We start from the raw sequence: 18,949 nt of genomic DNA, 5'->3' as shown, positions 1-18,949 counted from the left end.
ACTCGGGCACCAGAGGGTTCTCCATACTCTGCTCATCGAATTCACTTCTTCTGGACTTGAGCAGCCGTATGCAGATCGACCTGGATTTCGCGGATCGCCATGTTGTCGTGTTTGGCGGGACTACCGGCATCAACTTTGGCATCGCCCAAGCATTTGCCCGACAAGGTGCCAGAGTGACCGTCGTCAGCCGCAAACGCGAGAACGTGGAGGAGGCGTGCGCTGCACTGGGTCAGTTCGGAGGACAGGTGAATGGCGTGTGCGCCGACGTGCGCGACTTCGACGCCGTCGGACGGGCGATGGCGGCATCGGTGGCCGCGTTCGGCGACATCGACGTGCTTGTCTCAGGCGCGGCGGGCAACTTTCTCTGCGAAGCGAAGGACATGTCATCCAATGGCTTCCGGGCAGTCGTCGACATTGATCTGGTGGGCACCTTCCATGTCCTGAGACAGGCCTTTGCACACATGAGCAAGCCCGGCGGCGTGGTCCTCAACATAACCGCGCCACAGTCGTCGATCCCGATGCGCTTCCAGGCGCACGCCTGCGCAGCCAAGGCCGGCGTGGACCAGCTCACCCGTGTTCTGGCGCTGGAATGGGGACCGGCCGGCCTGCGGGTCAATGCCATATCGCCCGGCCCGATCGCGCAAACCGAGGGGTTCAAGCGATTGATCGCCAACGGAGCCGGGAACAGCGGGGATAGCAACGCCAATGTCCCGCTCGGGCGGCTGGGCAGCGTGGATGACATCGCCAATCTGGCACTGTTCCTCGCGTCGCCGTATGCAAGCTATATCTCCGGAGCGGTGGTCTCGTGCGATGGCGGCGGTGCGCTGGACAGCGTGAAGCCCACGCTGGAAGCCGCAGGCGCCCGCGCGACGCAGACAAACGCCTGAGCTTGCCGCGCCGCAGAGCACATCCAAAGAACAATATGCGAGGAGACCATTCATGCAGTACACATACCTGGACACGGACCGTCCGCTACTGATTTCTTCAGTCCTCTCACATGCCGAGCAACAGTATGGTGACGTGCAGATCGTGTCTCGCGAAACGCATGGACCGCTGTTTCGCTATACCTACGCCGAGGCAGCCCATCGCGCACGACGCCTGGCGCGGGCGCTGGCCCGGCTCGGCCTGGTCGACGGGGATGTGGTGGGCAGCATTGCGTGGAATAACCACCGGCATCTGGAAAGCTACTTCGCCGTGTCAGGCAGCGGTATGGTCATGCATACATGCAACCCGCGACTGCAGATAGAGCAGCTGGCTTACATCATCAACCACGCCGATGACCGCGTCGTGCTGTTCGACTCCAGCTTTGCCGGTAAGGTGGCGTTGCTCGCCGAGCGTTGTCCTGGTGTGGAGGTATGGATTGCCTTGTGCGAACGAACGTGCATGCCCAACTTGCCCGGCGTCGAGCGCTTGCTTTGCTACGAGACCTTGCTCGAAGCAGAGCCCGATGACTTTGTGTGGCCGGAACTCGATGAGCGGAAGGCTGCTGCACTGTGCTACACATCGGGCACGACTGGCAATCCGAAAGGCGTCCTGTATTCGCATCGCAAGATCATTCTAAACAGTCTTGTCCTCAGCCTGCCCGGTTCGATGTCCCTGTCAGCACAGGATTGCGTTCTGCCGGCAGTGCCCATGTTCCATATCAACGCATGGTGCATTCCTTATGCCGCGCCCATCAATGGCAGCAAGCTCGTGCTGCCGGGTCCGAACCTGGACGGTGCCAGCCTGTATGCCCTGATCGAGGCCGAAGCGGTAACCGTGAGCGCGGGCGTGCCTACCATCTGGCATGGACTCGCGCAATATCTGGAAGCCGGCAGCAAGCGTTTCTCCACGTTCCGGCGCGCCGTCGTCGGCGGGGCGGCGATGGCACCCTCGTTGATCGCCACGTACGAAGCGGATTTCAACGTCGAGGTTCGCTGCGGCTGGGGCATGACCGAGACAACTGCCGTCGCCACGATGAGCGGGCTGCTGCCAAAGCACGAAGACCTTGCAGACGCCGAGCAGCACGTTCTCCGATCCCGACCGGGGCGGGCGTTGTTCGGCGCAGAAGTGAAGATCGTCGACGAGGCAGGGCAGACCTTGCCGCGCGACGGCGCTGCGGTCGGTGAACTCTGTGTACGCGGTCTGTGGGTACTTTCAGAGTACTTCAAGGGCGAAAGCTCGCCGCTGCGCGATGGCTGGTTCCCAACGGGCGATGTAGCGAAGATCGATCCCGACGGCGTGGTGCAGATCACCGATCGCGTCAAGGATGTGATCAAGAGCGGGGGAGAGTGGATCAGTTCGATCGACCTCGAGCACGCCGCGATGGCGCATCCTGCTGTTGCGCTCGCAACCGTCATCGGCGTCAAACATCCAAAGTGGGACGAACGCCCTCTGATGTTCGTTGAGCGCAACCCAGCGCAATCAGTAGAGCGCGACGAATTGCTTGCGTTCCTGTCCACACGCGTCGCGCGCTGGTGGCTGCCGGACGATATCGTCTTTCTCGATGCACTTCCACTGGGAGGAACCGGGAAGGTCGACAAGATCTCGCTGCGCAGACGTTACGCCGGCGCGTTCGTCTGATTGGCATCGCCATCGCGCGCACTGCCGGCTTTCTAGTAGCACCTGGCTGGGTCTGGCTGCATCGTCCGCCGGACGGACGAGTGAAATCCGGAATCCCCCGCTAATCGGAAGCGAGGTCCCGCATTAAGCTGGGAAAACGAGCCGCGTCTAACCGCGATACAGGAACCCCGCAATGAAATCAGCCTCATCCACATCTGCCAGGATTCGCGGAGTTGTGTGTCTTCTCGTCGCAGCGATCTTTTGCGCAGCCGGCTCCGCAATGCTGCTGGGCTTGCCCTGGATGGTCGACCTGTTCGAGCGGATCGGGGCCGGCCAATGGTTCAGGTTCGTCACCGGCACGCTTGAGCTCGCTGGATGCGCATTGCTGCTGCCTGCGTCCACGAGGCATTTCGGGGCGCTGTTGCTCTTGCTCATCATGCTCGTGGCAATCGCGGCTCATGTATTCGTCATCGGAGGAAGCCCGGCCCCGGCAGTCGTGCTGGCGGTCGCGTGCGCCTGGCTCTTTGTGCGCGAGCGGCGGCGCGGGTCCGATGCGCGTCGCCAACAGACCAGTTACCAGCGTAGCGGCTCGAAGGAGGCAATCAAATGAAACCGATGACGAACGAGGAACGTAAGGCAATCGCGCTGGAATACCTGCGCGCTGTCGACAATCACGGCGTAACTGAGTCTGGGCAGTCGATCCTCGAACTGTTCGCGGATGACGCGATCGTCCATTACCCGAAATGGGGGATTGCCAGGGGCAAGGCCGAGATCGGCCGGATGCTGATGGATGTTAGTGCACTGCTCCAGTCGGTCAGTCACCACCAGGATCAGGTCAACTGGATCCTCTCCGGCGGCGACACGGTCGTGTGCGAAGGCACCAGCCACGGCGTTCATCGTGACGGGCCGTGGCAGGCCGACACGCCGTCATGGGCGGCGGGACGCTGGTGCGATGTCTTCGAGATTCGCGACGGCCTGATCCATCGCTGCTTCGTCTATCTCGACCCGGACTATGCCGGGCGCGATGCCGCTCGCTACCCATGGATCCCGCGCTAAGCACCAGTCAAGATATGGAGACAAAGAAACCCATGAGCGAAATGAAGAACGCGGCCGGGCAAATTCCGGTGAGCGCCGATTACGAGATCAGAACGCAAAGCCGCCGCTTCGAGGACCAGGTGGTCATCGTCACCGGTGCGGCGCAGGGACTGGGCCGCGTGATTGCGCGCCGCCTCGCCGAGGAGGGCGCGAGCGTGGTGATCGCCGACATTCAGGCCGACCGTGCCGAGCGCACCGCTGCGCAGCTGTCGCGCCAAACCGCCGCCACCGTGGTCTCGCATGCGGGAGACCTCAGCGAAGCTGGCGTTGCCGACCAGATGGCCGCCGATGTGCATGAACGGTTCGGCCGGATCGACGCACTGGTCAATAACGCCGCAGCGCTGATCCGGATGCGGCTGGTCGACTTTCCTGAGCCGCTGCTCCAGGACGCCGTCCGATGGAACGTCTGGAACACGCTGCGCGCATGCAAGGCGGTGTTGCCTTATATGCTCGAACGCCGCTACGGGCGGATCGTCAATATCGGCGGCGAGGCGTGGCGAACCGGCCTGCCGTTCCATACGGTGCTGGCAGGGGTGGGAAAAGGGTCGATGGTCGGGCTGACCGCGACGCTGGCAGGCGAAACGGTGCGCGACGGCATCACCGTCAACTGTGTCTCGCCGGGCGCGGTGGAATCGGGCGCCGACGGCGATCCGGATCCGCAACCGGCGGGCTTCCGTGACCCCTCCTGGACGCCGCCCGAGATCATGAGCGAGCTCATCAGCCTCGTCGGGCACTCCGACGCCGGTATCGGTCGTCCCGCCCATCCGACCGAGGTGGCCGCCGCCGTCGCCTTCTTTGCCTCGCGCGAAGCTTCCTTCGTGACCGGACAGCACCTCGGCGTGAGCGGCGGTATGGCGATGCTTTGATGTCGCTCCCGGCATCGAAACCCTGAGATTCAACTGGAGGACAACCATGCAAGGACCGCAAATCGAGCCGCTGGTCGAGGACGACCGTGAGCGCGGCACCTTCCGCGTTCACCGCAGTACCTTTACCGATCCCGCCATCCTCGAGCGCGAGCGCAGTGAGATCTTCGACCGCTGCTGGCTGTATGCGGGGCACGAGTCGGAGCTGCGCAATCCCGGCGACTACATCACGCGCAAGGTCGGCGGCCGGCCGCTGCTGCTGACGCGTGACGCGAACGGGCAGCGCCGCGCCTTCCTGAACAGCTGCACCCATCGCGGCAATGCTGTCTGCCGCGAGCGCTCAGGGAACGCGCGCGTGTTCACCTGTTTCTACCATGCCTGGTCCTTCAATCTGGAGGGCTCGCTGGTGGGGCTGCCCGGCGAAGACGCTTACTCGGCCGCCTTCGACAAGAAACAGATGGGACTGAAGCCTGTGCCTCGTTTCGAGAGCTACCGTGGCATGATGTTCGTCTGCTTTGACCCGGACATCATCGACCTGCCAACGTACCTGGGAGATGCGCGCGAATACATCGATGCGATGCTCGACTACGGCGGCGACGAGGTGGAAATCGTACCGGGCGCGCAGGCGTACAGCATGCGCGCCAACTGGAAGCTGCTGGTGGAGAACAGCATCGACGCCTATCACGTCATGTCGACGCACCAGCGGTACTTCCGACAATTCCTTCCCGACATCGGCATGGACCCGAACCAGTGGATCGGGCCGGGATCGATGTCGGCGACGCGCGGCATTGCGCTCAACAATGGCCACGCGCTGATAGAGAGCCCGCTGCTGCCAACGCCGCTGACCGGCAGCGCGAAGTTGGAACTTGAAGGCATCCGGGCCACGCTCGACGAGAAATTTGGCAAGGAGCGGGCCAGCCGGATCGCCGATTACAGCCGGAACATCTTCATCTATCCGAACCTTATCCTGATCTCGATGTGGCGGACCGTGCGTACGTTCTACCCGGTGTCGCCGGATTTCATCGAGATCGATGCTTGGGCACTTTTGCCCGAGAACGAGTCGCAGGAACTGCGCGAGCGGCGTTTCGAGAACTTTATCTCCTTCCTGGGGCCGGCGGGGTTCGGCACGCCGGATGATGTGTCGGGGCTGGAGGGGTGCCAGCGCGCGTTCGCTTCGCAGAAGGAAGTTGGATGGTCGGATATCTCGCGCGGCATGGGGCGCGCGCCGCTCGCCAGCGACGAACTGCAGATGCGCGCCTTCTGGCGCAGGTGGCAGGCCATGATGCTTGGCGCCGATGGGCCCACGGATTGTTCCGATGGTTCGGAAACGGCTGTTGCAACGACCGCTACACAATGAGGTGATGTCCATGCGCGAACATGCAAGCAATGACCTGCAGGCGGCAACGAACCGCCAGGACGAACCGATCACAGCAGCCGAGGTTGAGCAGTTCCTGTTTCAGGAAGCGGCCCTGCTGGACGAGTGGAGGCTCGACGAGTGGCTGCGACTCCTGACCGACGACGCGGTGTATCTGGTGCCGCCGCTCGACAAGCCGGATGCCGATCACCGCAAGTCGCTGTTCCTGATCGCCGACCACTACCCGAGCCTGTGCTCGCGTGTCGGCCAACTGATGGGGCGCTCGGTGTGGTCGGAGAATCCGCGCTCGCGTACCCGCCGGCTGATCACCAATGTCCGCGTCGTCGAATCCGGTGCCGGTCGTGCGTCGATCACGGCCAATTTCGCGGTCTGGCGGTTCCAGTTTGAACAGACCGACGTCTACGTTGGCCAATACCGCCATGTCGTCGTCCGCGGTCCGGCCGGGCTGCTCCTGCGCGAGCGCCGCGCGGTGCTTGACCTGGAAGCGCTGCGCCCCCACGGGAAGCTCAGCTTCATCCTTTGACCCATCCCTCAAAAAAGGTGTCATCAATGATCCGATACCAAAAGCTGGGCTATGTCGAACTGAATGTCAGCAACCTGGCGCGCTCGCGCGAGTTCTACGAGCATATGGTCGGGCTGCAATGGATCGGCCTGCGTGCGGATGGCGCGGCGTTGTTTCGCTGCGAGCAGGCGCCGTATTCGGTCGTTCTGCACGAGCATCCGTCGGCCGGATTTCGCTGCGTCGGCTGGATGCTCGAAGACGAAGCACAGTTCGACATCCTTCACCAGCGGTTGCGGGACCACAGCGTGCCCTACGAGCTGGTGGGCGACACGGAATGCGAGGCGCGGAAACTGGGGCGTGCAACGCGCATGGTGGAACCGAACACCCTCGCCACGCTCGAGTTCTATGTGCCCCGGCTGCCGTCGGGCGAGCTGACCTACGAGCCATCGCACACGCGCATCCAGCGTATTGGCCACGTCGTATTCAGCACACCGGAGCGCGCCGCGGCGCATGCCTTCTTCCGCGACGTACTCGGCTTCCTCGATTCGGATAGCATCGGCGAAATGGCGAGCTTCATGCGTCCGGCCGGCAGCCCCTATCACCACGGACTCGGGATCGGATCAGCGGACCGGCCTCGATTCCACCACCTCAACTTCATGGTCGAGGCGATCGACGATATCGGCCGCGCGATAAACCGTTGCGCCAGGCAGCAAGTGCCGGTCGTGTACGGCCCCGGGCGGCATCCCGCGTCCCAGAGCGTGTTCCTGTATTTCCTCGACCCGGATGGGCTGACGCTGGAATACAGCTTTGGCATGGAAGAGTTCGCGGACATCGACGCCCGACCCGCTCGTGTGCTGCCGCCAAAGCCGGAGTCGGTCGATAGCTGGGGCGGGATGCCAGATCCGCGCATGGGTGCGACGGGCGCCATCCACGCTACGGTCATTCGGTCGGCCACGCAGTAGCGGCATCGCGGCTTTCGCTGCCCTTTGACGCATGTCGATATGAACGGGACGCGCCGAAAGCGAGGCGACCGTTGACGGAAACATCGAGGTTCTCATATGCATCACCCCTTGCTTATGATGCGCGTGCAACGCATCGCCGACGAGGCCCAGGATATCCGCAGTTTCGAGCTGGTGGACGAATCCGGGCGGCCGATGCCGGGCTTTACGGCCGGTGCGCACATCGACCTGCACCTTGGGCCCGGGCTGATCCGGCAGTACTCGCTCTGCAATGGCCCGGAGCAGAGCGATTCCTACACCATCGCGGTCAAGCGCGAGGCGCAATCGCGCGGTGGGTCCAGCGCAATGCACGATCGCTTGCGCGTGGGGGATCGCATCGGGGTGACCGGACCGCGCAACAATTTTCCGCTGGCGGCCGATGCCAGGGAGCATCTGTTGCTCGCCGGCGGCATTGGCGTGACGCCGTTGCTCAGCATGGCTCGGCATCTGCAAGCGGCGGGCGAGTCGTTCCGGCTTGAATACTTCACGCGTTCCGCATCGCACACGGCGTTTGGAGAACTGCTGTCCGGCCCGGAGTTCGCCGACCGCGTGACGCTTCATCACGGGGTCGAGCCGGCCGAAATGGCCGCATATCTGCGGGAACGGCTGGCGTGGCGGCCTGACGGCCGGCACGTCTACGCGTGCGGGCCACGGCCCTTCATGCACCTTGTCGAGCATACGGCGGCGCAGAGCTATCCCGCCGGCGCGGTCCATCTGGAACATTTCCAGGCGGATCCCTCGCTCGACAGCCTGCCGCGCGACCGCTTCACCCTCCGCCTGGCGCGCAGCGGCAGGGAGATGGAAGTGCCCGAGGGCGAGTCGGTGGTAGATGTGCTGACCCGGCACGGGGTGCGAGTGGAAGTCATGTGCCAGCAGGGCATCTGCGGCACCTGCCTGACCGGCGTGGTCGAGGGCGTACCCGATCATCGCGATGCCTTCCTCAACGAGGCAGAGCGGGCGGCAAACGACAAGATGCTGCTGTGCTGCTCGCGTGCCCGCAGCCAGCTCCTCGTTCTGGATCTATAGCCTCTCCGGCCGCGCGCCGATAAACAGAGTCACGACGCATGTACCAGCATGACGGCGCGCGTGTCGCGCCAACGGGCGGCAGCCGGCCGACCGCGCATGGGCAGTGTGGCTGCATCGATGTGCATACCCACGTCGTGCCCCATGATTTTCCCCGGTATGTCGGCAGCAGGGCCGACGCGCCATGGCCATCGATGGTCGCGGCACAAGCCTGCCATCGGCACGTCATGGTGTCCGGCAAGGTCTACCGGACTGTCTCGGACCATGCGTGGGATACCTGGCGGCGCATTGCCGACATGGATGCGGCTGATATCGCGCAGCAGGTGCTCTCGCCGATGCCAGAGCTGCTGGCCTACTGGCTCGACCCCGATGACGGGGCGGCGATGGCGCGGTACCTGAATGACACGATAGCCTCGATGGTCGCGAGCGCACCGCACCGCTTCATTGGTCTCGGCGCGGTGCCGCTGCAGGATGTCGATCGCGCTGTTGCCGAGCTTGATCATGCGGTGCATCAGCTCGGCCTCGCCGGCGTGGAGATTGCCGGCAACGTGAACGGTGTCCCCATCGGCGATGCGCGCTTCCGCCCGTTCTTCGAGGCCGCCGAGCGTTGGGGAGCTGCGATATTCGTGCATCCATTACGGCCAGCGGGTCTTGAACGGCTGGTCGGGCCTGCAGCGCTGGAGCAAGTCCTGGCATTTCCGGGTGAAATCGGGCTGGCCGCCGCTTCCATGATCACAGGCGGGACGCTCGCGCGCTGCCCGCGATTGCGTATCGCGTTCAGTCACGGCGGAGGTTCTCTACCGATTCTCCTGGCCCGCCTGCAGCACGCCTGGGATGCGCTTGGACCATTGCGCGACGTGATCGGGAAGGCGCCGCGTGACCTGGCGCGCGGCCTGTACTACGACGACCTCTTGTACGACGCGACGGCGATCGTATCGCTGATTGGTTTGATGGGGCCAACCCAGGTCATGGTTGGGTCGGATTATCCGTTTGCGATCATGGACAAGGATCCTGTGGGACGAGCAGCGGCCCTCGACGTGCGCGACGAATGGATGCCCCTGCTTCGCGGCGCAAATGCCCGACGATGGCTTGGGCTGGAGGGCGCTGTACCTTAAGGCAGGGTGCGGGCATCCTGAGCGCGTGTTGCCGTCCGCGCCCGGCGCCGGGTTACTCCGAGAGCCTGGACTTCAGCTTGTCGAAGGCAAACGATGTCAGTGCCCTGGCCGCCATCGAAAGATGCCGCCGGCTGGAATACACGACCCAGGCGCCGCCCTGGTCGCTGCGATACTCGGGAAGGACCCGGATCAGCCGCCCCGTGACAAGGTCATCAGCGATCGCGGCAAAGGGCAGCAGGGCGATTCCCAGTCCTATCCGCACGGCGCGCAGCTGGCTCTGCGCCGTACTCGCATGGAAGCGTCCCGTCACCAGCACTTCGCATTGGCTATCCGGGCCATCCAGTCGCCAGCGCATCTGTGTTCCCAATGTCGGCGCGCCGATGCATTCGTGTGCAGTCAAGGCTTCCACGGTATGCGGCGTACCAGCGTCGCTCAGATAAGCGGGGCTGGCGACGAGGTACTGATAGGTATTGCCCAGGCGCTGTGCCACGAGGCTCGAGTCCGGCATCGGACCGACACGGAAGGCGATGTCGATGGACTCGGCAATGAGGTCGATGCGTTCGTCGCTCAACAGGAAATCGAGATGAACCTGCGGGTGTAGCTTGAGAAACTCGGCGACGTTCTCGATCTCAAAATAATCAAAGAAGTCCGCGGGAGCGGTAACCCGGACGGTGCCGCGCGGCTCCAGCACCGAGTCCGACACTTCAAGGCGCGCGCGATCGATGTCATCGATGCTCGGTGAGCAGCCATCGTAGAACTGTTGCCCGGCGGTGGTCAGGCTGAGCTTGCGCGTGGACCGTTGCAGCAGGCGCGTGCCCAATTCTTCTTCCAGGTTCTGGACGCGGCGGCTGACGGTGTTCGGCGGCATGCCCAGGCGGCGCCCCGCTTCCGCGAAGCTGCCCGCTCGCACCGAGTGGACAAAGATGGATACGTTGTTGAGATCGATGCCCATTGCTTTCACGGTTGGACCGGTGGAAATCGATTATACGAACTTCGCTCGGGTGGCAGCCATCCGGATCAACCATGGCAGCCGCCTCGTCACGGCGCGGCGATTCCACCGGTCCGTGGACGACAGAAGTACAGGTTCGCTCGCTACTCAAGCTCATGTCCCCAATCCATACTGAGATCAATTCGAGTCGTTGTATCGCCGGGTAGCTTGTTCCGTGTGCTCCGAGCGGGCAAGCGATACACGATTGTCATCGCGCACAAGCCATATCACATGCAAGCCGGCATCCGGTAAGGCATGGCGATGCTCCGAATCGAACATCCAAGCCCGCTTCCCCGCGATCCATAGACACCAGACCTCATACATGGGAGCCCTCATGCCAACTGCGTACAAACTGGTCACGTATTCCACCGATTCGCTGCCGGCCCGCGCCGGATTGGTCGTCAACAACGCAGTCTTCGACATCGAAGCCTTGTTCGCCGGCCGCGATCAGAAGGGTGCCGGCATGACCGTTCAAGCCTTGCTGGAAGACTGGCCGGCCCAGAGCCGCAAGCTGTCGGAGCATGCGGCGAATCTTGCGGCACAGCGCACCGAGGGCCTGCCACTGTCCGATATTCAACTCCGCGCTCCCTTGCTGCAACCGGGCACCATCTATTGCGCTGGGGCCAACTATCGTGACCATGTTGCGGAAATGAGCAAGGCGCTCAATCATCCGATGCCAGATGACCTGCGCGCGTACTTCGGTGCGCCGTGGTTCTTCATCAAGCCGTCGCGCAGCTGCGTAATCGGGCCGCAGGCGCAGACGAAGCATCCCGAGCATGCCGCCACGCTCGACTGGGAAGCCGAACTCGCAGCCGTGATCGGCAAACCGGCGCGCAATGTGGCAGCGTCCGACGCGCTGCAGTATGTGGCCGGATACACGATCGCCAATGACTTGTCGGCGCGTGACCTGATGAAGCGCCCACAGATGCCGGCCGGAACGCCATTCCACTTCGACTGGACCTCGCACAAGGCCTTCGAGGGCGCCTGCCCGATGGGCCCGTGGATCACCCCCGCTGACCAGGTGCCAGACCCCCAGGCGTTGGGCATCCGCCTGTGCGTGAACGGCGTGGTCAAGCAGGATTCGAATACCAGCCAGATGATCTTTTCGCTGGCCGAGCAGATTGCCCATCTGTCCCGGGCCGTGACCCTGCAGCCGGGCGATGTGATCCTGACCGGCACGCCCGCAGGCGTAGGCGCCGCGACGCGGGAATTCCTTGCCGCGGGTGATCGCGTGCAGGTCGAGATCGATGGCCTCGGCACCCTGGAATCCAGCATCGCCTGATCGTTGCTAACAGGAGAGAGACTATGACTTATCTCAGGGAAATGGTTCCGGACGCCCACGCGGATCCGCGGACGGAAACTTCCATCATCAAGCCGTACGCGATGTCGCACGGCACGCTCGAATGCCGCAATCTGGCCGCGTCGCGCAAGTTCTACGAGGAATTCCTCGGTCTCGAGGTCGTGCAGCATTCGCCGGTGTCAATGGCGCTGCGGTGCGGCTTCAAGTTTCATATCGTTTGCGTCGAGGTCGGCGACGAAGTTCATTCGATGAGCTTTCTGACCCATTGGGGTATCGACGTGCGCTCGCGCGAGGAAGTCGATGCCGCGTACCGGGCAGCGCAGCAGAACCGGGAGGCATACGGCCTACAGAAGACCACAGATCCCGTCGAGCAGCACGGCGTCTATTCGTTCTATCTGCAGGACCGGGACAACAACTGGTGGGAAGTCCAACACTACGCTGGCGGCTTCCAGCACGAAGACATGTTCGACTTCGGCGACCGCTATGCATCGTCCCTGACGTCCCTGACGTCCCTGACGTCCCTGACGTCCCTGACGCCGGCCGCATAGCCCCCCGCGACGCTGAGCGAGACAAATCATGGAATCGACTGCCAGAACGATCACGTTGTGCCCGAGTGGAAATACTTTCGAGGCCACGCCGGGGACCAGCATCCTCGGCGCAGCCATCGAGGCCGGGCTCAGCCTGCCCTATAACTGCAGGACCGGAATCTGCCGCGGGTGCCTTGCTCGCGTCCGGACCGGCGTCGTCAGCCACGGTGCGACCGACTTTGAATACCTCAGCAAGCCCGAACGCGATGGCGGCTATGCATTGCTGTGCCAGGCCACGGCGGAAACGGATTGCGAGATCGAGGTCGACGAGCTGGACGACATGACCGGCATCCGGCCGCGGCTGGTGCCTTGCCGGGTCATCGGGATGAACCGCCTGGCACCGGACGTGATGGGGCTGCGCCTGCGGCTGCCGATGAATGAGAAGATGCGCTTCCTCGCGGGGCAGTACATCGACATCCTGCTCGATGACGGCAGGCGCCGCAGCTACTCCATCGCGACCGAGCCGGGCGTCGAGGGCGTGGTCGAACTCGAACTGCATGTGCGCAATGTGCCGGAGGGCACGTTCACGAACCATGTCTTCACGTCGATGAAGATCCGGGACCTGCTGCGGTTCCAGGGACCCATGGGAACGTTCTTCCTGCGTGAGAACAGTGACAGGCCCATCCTGATGCTCGCGAGCGGCACGGGCATGGCACCCATCCGCGCCATGCTCGGCTACGCCCTGCGCAAGGGGATTCATCGCCAGCGCCCGATCACCGTGTACTGGGGCGGACGCACGCGAGCGGATCTGTACCTGCTCGACGAGCTGACCGCGTTGGCCAGCCAGCATCCCGGCCTGACCTTCATTCCCGTGCTGTCCGAACCCGCGCAGTCATGCGCCTGGGCCGGCCGTACCGGCCTGGTACACCGCGCGCTGATCGAAGACTGCGCGTCATCGCTGACGGACTCGCAAGTCTATGCATGCGGCGCGCCGGTCATGGTCGAGGCTGCCCGTCGTGATTTCGTGAGGGAATGTGGATTGCCGGAACAGGAATTCTTTGCCGATGCCTTTGTTTCGGAAGCCGATCGCGCGCGGCACGTGTCATTGACCTGACGAGGGTGCTGGCATCTGGCTTCTACGCGGCCAGGTGCCAGTGGTTGGCCACTGTGTAGGCAGGGTGGCCGGGTATGGGAATCAGGAGGGCCGGAACGACAGCTAAATCGCTAAGAAACGATAAAAAAATATAAATGAAGACAATGGAGACAGGATGCATCTATCGGATCTATCCAGGGTGGCACGGGGCGGCCTGTGCGCTGGAGCATTAGGATTGCTTGCCGGGCCCGCACAGGCGACCAACGGCACATTCATGACAGGCTATGGCTTCAAGGCTGCCAGTATGGGCGGGGCTTCGATCGGACTGGCCCAGGATGCGCTCAGTGCCGCGAATAACCCGGCGGGCATGGCATATGTTGGCAACCGCTTCGACATCGATCTAGCCACCTTCAACGGCACGGCTGACGTGACCTTCGGCTCTGCCCAGAATCCGCACTCTACGCATATCGTCACGCCCTCACCGGAGTTCGGCGTGAATTATCAGTTGAGCCCGGATGTGACTGTTGGCTTGTCGGTCTACGGGATGGGAGAGAAGACCGACTACGGCAGTCCTTTGCTGCCGGTGCCGGGGGCACAGGTTGCGAAGTCGTTTCTGCTGCAGCTTAGTGTGGCACCGACCATCACTTACAAGATCGACCCGACCCTCGCGGTTGGCGTTTCGCTGATCGGAGGATTTGAACAGTTTCGTGCCAGCGGCTTTATTGCACCCACGCCGGCAGGCGCGCTGGTCGGTCTTCCCAGCCATGGCACGGCAACCGCATTCGGCTATGGCGCAGCAGTTGGTGTACTGTGGCAGCCTGTGCCGGAATTTTCGGTGGGCGCCAGCTACTATACCAAGATGCGCTATGGGCGCCTGGCTGGATATGACGGCGACATCCTTGCCGGCTACAACGGGCGTATCGACGGTCCGCAGCGTTATGGTATCGGCGTTGCCTTCAAGCCGGTTGAGCGACTCACCATTGCCGCCGACTGGCTGCATATTGACTGGGACAGCGTCGCTTCCTTGTCCGATCCGGCAACCTTCGGCTGGCGCGATCAGAATGTGTTCCGTGTCGGTGCTTCCTATGCGCTCGGGGCCAGGTGGCTGCTGATGGCGGGCTTCAGCTACGCGAACTCCCATGTTGACAGCGATCATCTGCTTGCCAATGTATTCAGCCCGGCGATCTCAAGCAAGGCGCTGACCCTGGGCGCTTCTTACCGTATCAATGCATCGCACGAGGTGTCGATCGGTTATGAGCATACGCTGCCGAGAACCATGATTGGGACCGGTCCGAGTACCGGGACTAACATCAAGGCGCGTTACGACTTTTTCCGCCTGGCCTATTCGTACCGATTCTGAGGGGGTGAGGCTTGCTCTAGCGGTTGATTGGGCGGCTGGCGCGCCATTGAACCATGTAGAACCTCATGAATGTTCTCGCCCCGCGGAGAATTGTCGCGGAGTTGCTGCAGTGGAGGGTGACGAGAACCGTGCAACCGGACGACGGAAGGCCAGCGGGGACTCCGTGTGCGGGTTGCAAGCCGAACGAGTAGACCGCTGATCGAATAGGTAGACGGTCATGAGGCCGGGCGCGGTCCTCGGGCCATCACCGGCCGCATCGGCAACGACGAGCAGCGCCTGCGCCTGTTGCCGGCAGCGGCGCGCGGCGAGGCCATCTTCGCCATCGCCATGACCGAGCCGCAGACCGGTTCTGACCTGGCCGGCATCCGCACCCGGGCCGAGGACCGTGGCGACCACTGGGTGCTGAACGGCGCCAAGACCTATATCTCGAACGGCCAGCTGGCCGACTACGTGGTGGTGGTGGCGCGCACCGACCCCGAGCGCAGCCACGGGCTGACGCTGTTTATCGTCGAGCGTGGCATGCCGGGCTTCGAGCGTGGCCGCAAGCTGCGCAAGATGGGCCTGCATTCGCAGGACACTTCGGAGCTGTTCTTCGACAACGTCAAGGTGCCCAAGGCCAATGTGCTGGGCGAGCCCGGGCAGGCCTTCCGCTACCTGACCCGGCACCTGGCCGAGGAGCGGCTGATCGGCGCCTGCGGCTACATGGCGTCGGCGCAGGTGGCGTTCGACCTGACGCTGGACTATGTCAAGGAGCGCAAGGCCTTTGGCCGGCCGATCGGCACCTTCCAGAACTCGCGCTTCAAGCTGGCCGAACTGCGCGCCCAGCTCGACGCGATCCAGACCTTCGTCGACCAGTGCGTGCTGCAGCATAACGCCGGCACGCTGACGGTGGAGACGGCGGCGTCGGCCAAGCTGCTGACCTCCGAGCTGCAGGGGCGCGTGGTGGACGAGGGCGTGCAACTGCACGGCGGTGCCGGCTATATGGAGGAGTACCGCATCTGCCGGATGTACACCGATGCGCGGATCTCGCGGATCTACGCCGGCAGCAGCGAAATCATGAAGGAGATCATCGGGCGCAGCCTCGGGCTGGACGACCGCGTCAGGGCATAAGGCCAGCCACAAAGGCCAGGGCTGAAACAGCGGCCCGGAAATTGCCGACCTACGCGTCGGTGATTTCCGGGCCGCTTGCCGTTCATGGTTCGAAGTCGCGCGGTCATGGGGTTTTCACGCAGTTAAAGGCTTTTGTCAGCGATATGAAAGCCGTTTGTAAAGCGATTCGGTTTGAATGCCGTCGGGAGATCGTGTCCGGGTGGCGTTTGGAGCATCGGGACAGCAGGCGAGGGCGCGGCAAGACCGCCCAGCCGGGCGACCGCGGAGCAGCTGCCACGACGGATGAAAATTCATCGGTCGGTGCACCGCTTGGCGGGCACGGTCGTTTACCGCAGACCGTTGACCGCAAAACCGCTTTCGAACCGAGCCCGACTGACCGTGCCTGTTGTCTTTACCCGTGCCGCCGCGGGAACCCTGCTCCTGCTGGGCGTTCTCGCCACACCCGCGGCCAGCATTGCCGCCGAACCCCAGCCGCCCTCGGCCAATACTGCGGCCGAAGCCGCCGCCGATACCGTCGATTCGGCCGCTCCCTGCACGCCACCGCCCGCCGGCGCCACGCTGACGCTGGCCCAGGTGCGCCTGGACGCGCTGCGCTGCAACCGCACCATCATTGCCGCGCGCCGCGGCGTGGAAGCCAGCCAGGCCGATGTGCAGATCGCATCGCAGCGGCCCAACCCGGTGCTGAGCCTGGGTGTCGAGAACATCAACCCGCACGCCGGCGTCGGCTCCGGCAACCTGCGCAGCAAGACAGTGGACTCCAAGCTGCGCGTCGACCAGCTCATCGAAACCGCCAACAAGGGCAACCTGCGCGTCGACGCCGCGCGCAAGGCCAGCGCCGCGGCGGGCGAAGCGGTGCAGGCCGTGGTGGCGCAGCAGACCGCCGCGGTCGAGCAGGCCTTCTTCGAGGCGCTGGTCAGCCAGGAACGCGTGGCGGTGCTCCGGGAAACGCTGGGTTTGTACGAGCGCACCCGCCAGGCCAGCGAAACACGCCTGAAGGCGGGCGACGTGGCGCGCGCCGACGTGAACAAGCTGCAGCTCGACGTGCTGCGCGCGCAGAACGACATGCGCCAGGCCATGACCGACCACTACAGCGACAAGGCAGGCCTGGCGCAGGCAATGGGGGTTCCGGGCACGCTGTCCGATAACCGGCTGGTGGCCGACTGGCCGGCGCTCGATGCGCCGGCGCCGCAACCCGATGCCTACCTGCTCGAGCGCCGCCCCGACGTGACCGCCGCCGAGGCGCGACTGGCCGCGGCCGCCGCCTCGCGCGACCTGGCCCGCGCCGGCCGCGTGCCCGACGTCACCGTTGGCGCGCAGGCCGAGCACTATCCGGTCTCCCCCACCAACTCCTATGGCACCGGCAACAGCTTCGGCGTGTTCCTGTCGATCCCGCTGTTCGTGCGCCACCGCAATAGCGGCGAGGCACGCCGCGCCGAAGTCGACTACTACGCCGCGCTGGACGACCGCAACCGCGTGATGCTGGAGGCCGGCAACGAAATCGACCGGCTGCGCAGCCAGCTCGAAACCGCGCGCCAGTCGCTGCGCCAGATGCGCGACGAGGTGCTGCCCGCCGCCGAAAGCGTCGCCGGCAGCGCCGAGTTCGCCTACAGCAAGGGCGCCACCGGCGTGCTCGACCTGCTCGACGCGCGCCGCGCGCTGCGCCAGACCCGGCTCGACGCCGTCGAAGCGCAGGGCGCATACGCCAAGGCATTGTCGGCCTACCGCGCCGCTTTACAGACCTCTACGACCTCTACCACCACGGGTGCGCCCGTGGCTTCGCAGGCACGCCCCTGAACCCGCAGTTCCCGCGCCATCTTCATGTCTCACTTGTCACGCATGTTCCGCCGCACGTCCTGCACCCATCGTTCGCCTTTCCCAGCCGATTCCGCACGGCTGTCCTCCGTCTGCGCCGTCGCGCTGTGCGCGCTGGTGCTCGCCGCCTGCGGCAAGTCCGAGCCGCCCAAGCCCGATGACGACCCCAAGGTCAGCGGCAACACCATCCAGTTCCCGGCCAGCGTGAAATCGCTGCCCGGCATTGCCGGCGAACCCGCCAAGGCGGGCGGCGAGCGCATGCTGAACCTGCCGGGCCGCCTGGTCTGGAACGAGGACAAGACCGTGCGCGTATCCACGCCCTTTGCCGGCCGCGTGACCGAGGTCCTGGTGCAGCCCGGCGCCACCGTCAAGGCCGGCCAGCCGCTGGCCAGCCTGACTTCGCCGGACTTCGGCGTGGCCCAGGCCGACGCGCGCAAGGCCGCCGCCGACAGCGCGGTCGCGGCCAAGGCCCTGGCGCGCCAGCGCGAGCTGTACGGCGCCGGCGTCATCGCGCAGAAGGAGCTGGAACAGTCGCAGGCCGACGCGGCGCGCGCCGCGGCCGACCTGCAGCGCACGCAGGCGGCGCTGCGCCAGTACGGCGCTGCGGCAGGCAGCGACGGCGTGAACCAGCGCTTCGCGCTGCGCAGCCCGATCGACGGCCTGGTGGTCGAGCGCAACATCAACCAGGGCATGGAGCTGCGCCCCGACCAGCCGCCAGCCGCGCCGCTGTTCCTGATCACCGACCCGACCACGCTGTGGGCGCAGGTCGATGCGGCGGAATCCGACCTCAGCCTGTTCCGCGACGGCGTCATGGTGCAGGTGGTTACCGCCGCCTATCCCGGCGAAACCTTCACCGGCACCGTGGTCAAGATCGCCGACTATGTCGACCCGACCGCACGCAGCATCAAGGTCCGGCTGAGCGTGCCCAATCCCGGGCGCCGCCTGAAGGCCGAAATGTTCGTCACGGCGCGCATGCCCGCGGCATCGTTCGAAGGCATCGCGGTGCCGTCCAAGGCCGTGTTCCTCGCCGACAACCGCAACTATGTCTTCGTGCGCACCGCCGCCAACACCTTCGAGCGCCGCCAGGTGCGCCTCGGCGTGACCATGCCCGGCACCACCGAACTGCTGGAGGGCGTGAAGGAAGGCGAGACCGTGGTGACCGAGGGGAACCTCTACCTGCAGGACATCCTGCGCGATGCCACCGCTGTCAACGCGGCGCGCGCGGCCGACAAGAAGTGAGGACGGCC

The 18,949-nt window shown here is 64.4% G+C and carries 17 protein-coding genes and 1 pseudogene; 17 read left to right on the top strand and 1 reads right to left on the bottom strand.

What is annotated here, in order from left to right; genetic code table 11:
• The first annotated feature begins 68 nt into the window (after positions 1-68).
• From VSR71_RS30510 to VSR71_RS30465, 10 genes are all read left to right on the top strand, one after another.
• Positions 69-887, top strand: coding sequence for an SDR family oxidoreductase (locus VSR71_RS30510; protein ID WP_342917314.1), 819 nt, complete (start codon positions 69-71; stop codon positions 885-887).
• A gap of 52 nt (positions 888-939) precedes the next feature.
• Complete coding sequence (locus VSR71_RS30505; protein WP_342917296.1) at positions 940-2,562, top strand: long-chain-fatty-acid--CoA ligase; 1,623 nt, start codon at positions 940-942, stop codon at positions 2,560-2,562.
• A 172-nt stretch (positions 2,563-2,734) separates the two neighbouring features.
• A complete protein-coding gene (locus tag VSR71_RS30500) occupies positions 2,735-3,151 on the top strand; it encodes a DoxX family protein (RefSeq protein WP_342917295.1) in 417 nt (138 codons plus the stop codon).
• Positions 3,148-3,597: a nuclear transport factor 2 family protein gene (locus VSR71_RS30495; protein ID WP_342917294.1), complete on the top strand. Its 450-nt coding sequence runs from the start codon at positions 3,148-3,150 to the stop codon at positions 3,595-3,597. Before VSR71_RS30500 ends, VSR71_RS30495 begins: the two co-directional genes overlap by 4 nt.
• Before the next feature lie 32 nt (positions 3,598-3,629).
• Complete coding sequence (locus tag VSR71_RS30490) at positions 3,630-4,502, top strand: SDR family NAD(P)-dependent oxidoreductase (protein ID WP_342917293.1); 873 nt, start codon at positions 3,630-3,632, stop codon at positions 4,500-4,502.
• 46 nt (positions 4,503-4,548) lie between these two features.
• Positions 4,549-5,856 carry an aromatic ring-hydroxylating dioxygenase subunit alpha gene (locus tag VSR71_RS30485; protein WP_342917292.1) on the top strand — a complete coding sequence of 436 codons (1,308 nt, stop codon included), beginning with the start codon at positions 4,549-4,551 and terminating at the stop codon, positions 5,854-5,856.
• A gap of 10 nt (positions 5,857-5,866) precedes the next feature.
• Entirely contained in the window at positions 5,867-6,397 is a 531-nt protein-coding gene (locus VSR71_RS30480) for an aromatic-ring-hydroxylating dioxygenase subunit beta (protein WP_342917291.1), read from the top strand.
• Between the two features lie 26 nt (positions 6,398-6,423).
• Positions 6,424-7,338: a VOC family protein gene (locus tag VSR71_RS30475; RefSeq protein WP_342917290.1), complete on the top strand. Its 915-nt coding sequence runs from the start codon at positions 6,424-6,426 to the stop codon at positions 7,336-7,338.
• Between the two features lie 117 nt (positions 7,339-7,455).
• Positions 7,456-8,400, top strand: coding sequence for a PDR/VanB family oxidoreductase (locus tag VSR71_RS30470; protein WP_342917289.1), 945 nt, complete (start codon positions 7,456-7,458; stop codon positions 8,398-8,400).
• Between the two features lie 38 nt (positions 8,401-8,438).
• Positions 8,439-9,512, top strand: coding sequence for an amidohydrolase family protein (locus VSR71_RS30465; RefSeq protein WP_342917288.1), 1,074 nt, complete (start codon positions 8,439-8,441; stop codon positions 9,510-9,512).
• Positions 9,513-9,564: 52 nt separating this feature from the next.
• Here the strand turns inward: VSR71_RS30465 and VSR71_RS30460 are convergent, their stop codons facing one another.
• On the bottom strand, positions 9,565-10,464 hold the full coding sequence (locus VSR71_RS30460) for a LysR family transcriptional regulator (protein WP_342917287.1): 900 nt from the start codon (positions 10,462-10,464) through the stop codon (positions 9,565-9,567).
• Positions 10,465-10,705: 241 nt separating this feature from the next.
• On the opposite strand from VSR71_RS30460, the gene VSR71_RS30455 reads away from it, so the two are divergent.
• The 7 genes and pseudogenes from VSR71_RS30455 to VSR71_RS30425 all read left to right on the top strand — a co-directional run bounded on the left by VSR71_RS30455 (position 10,706) and on the right by VSR71_RS30425 (position 18,941).
• A complete protein-coding gene (locus tag VSR71_RS30455) occupies positions 10,706-11,782 on the top strand; it encodes a fumarylacetoacetate hydrolase family protein (RefSeq protein WP_342917286.1) in 1,077 nt (358 codons plus the stop codon).
• A 23-nt stretch (positions 11,783-11,805) separates the two neighbouring features.
• Positions 11,806-12,348, top strand: coding sequence for a VOC family protein (locus VSR71_RS30450; RefSeq protein WP_342917285.1), 543 nt, complete (start codon positions 11,806-11,808; stop codon positions 12,346-12,348).
• 28 nt (positions 12,349-12,376) lie between these two features.
• A complete protein-coding gene (locus VSR71_RS30445) occupies positions 12,377-13,441 on the top strand; it encodes a CDP-6-deoxy-delta-3,4-glucoseen reductase (RefSeq protein WP_342917284.1) in 1,065 nt (354 codons plus the stop codon).
• A 154-nt stretch (positions 13,442-13,595) separates the two neighbouring features.
• Positions 13,596-14,780: an OmpP1/FadL family transporter gene (locus VSR71_RS30440; protein WP_342917283.1), complete on the top strand. Its 1,185-nt coding sequence runs from the start codon at positions 13,596-13,598 to the stop codon at positions 14,778-14,780.
• 249 nt (positions 14,781-15,029) lie between these two features.
• Positions 15,030-15,890: pseudogene (locus VSR71_RS30435) on the top strand (acyl-CoA dehydrogenase family protein); the annotation flags it as partial.
• Positions 15,891-16,268: 378 nt separating this feature from the next.
• Positions 16,269-17,684 (top strand): TolC family protein, encoded by a 1,416-nt coding sequence (locus tag VSR71_RS30430; protein WP_342917282.1) that lies wholly within the window; start codon positions 16,269-16,271, stop codon positions 17,682-17,684.
• 24 nt (positions 17,685-17,708) lie between these two features.
• The gene (locus tag VSR71_RS30425) at positions 17,709-18,941 is read left to right on the top strand and encodes an efflux RND transporter periplasmic adaptor subunit (protein WP_342917281.1); all 1,233 of its coding nucleotides are present in this window, start codon (positions 17,709-17,711) and stop codon (positions 18,939-18,941) included.
• The last annotated feature ends 8 nt before the right edge of the window (positions 18,942-18,949 follow it).

Origin of the sequence: Cupriavidus oxalaticus, assembly GCF_038900635.1 — a bacterium.
GTDB lineage: Bacteria > Pseudomonadota > Gammaproteobacteria > Burkholderiales > Burkholderiaceae > Cupriavidus > Cupriavidus oxalaticus_B.
The sequence above is the reverse complement of the archived record's forward strand: the minus strand, read 5'-3'. Positions and strand labels throughout refer to the sequence as shown.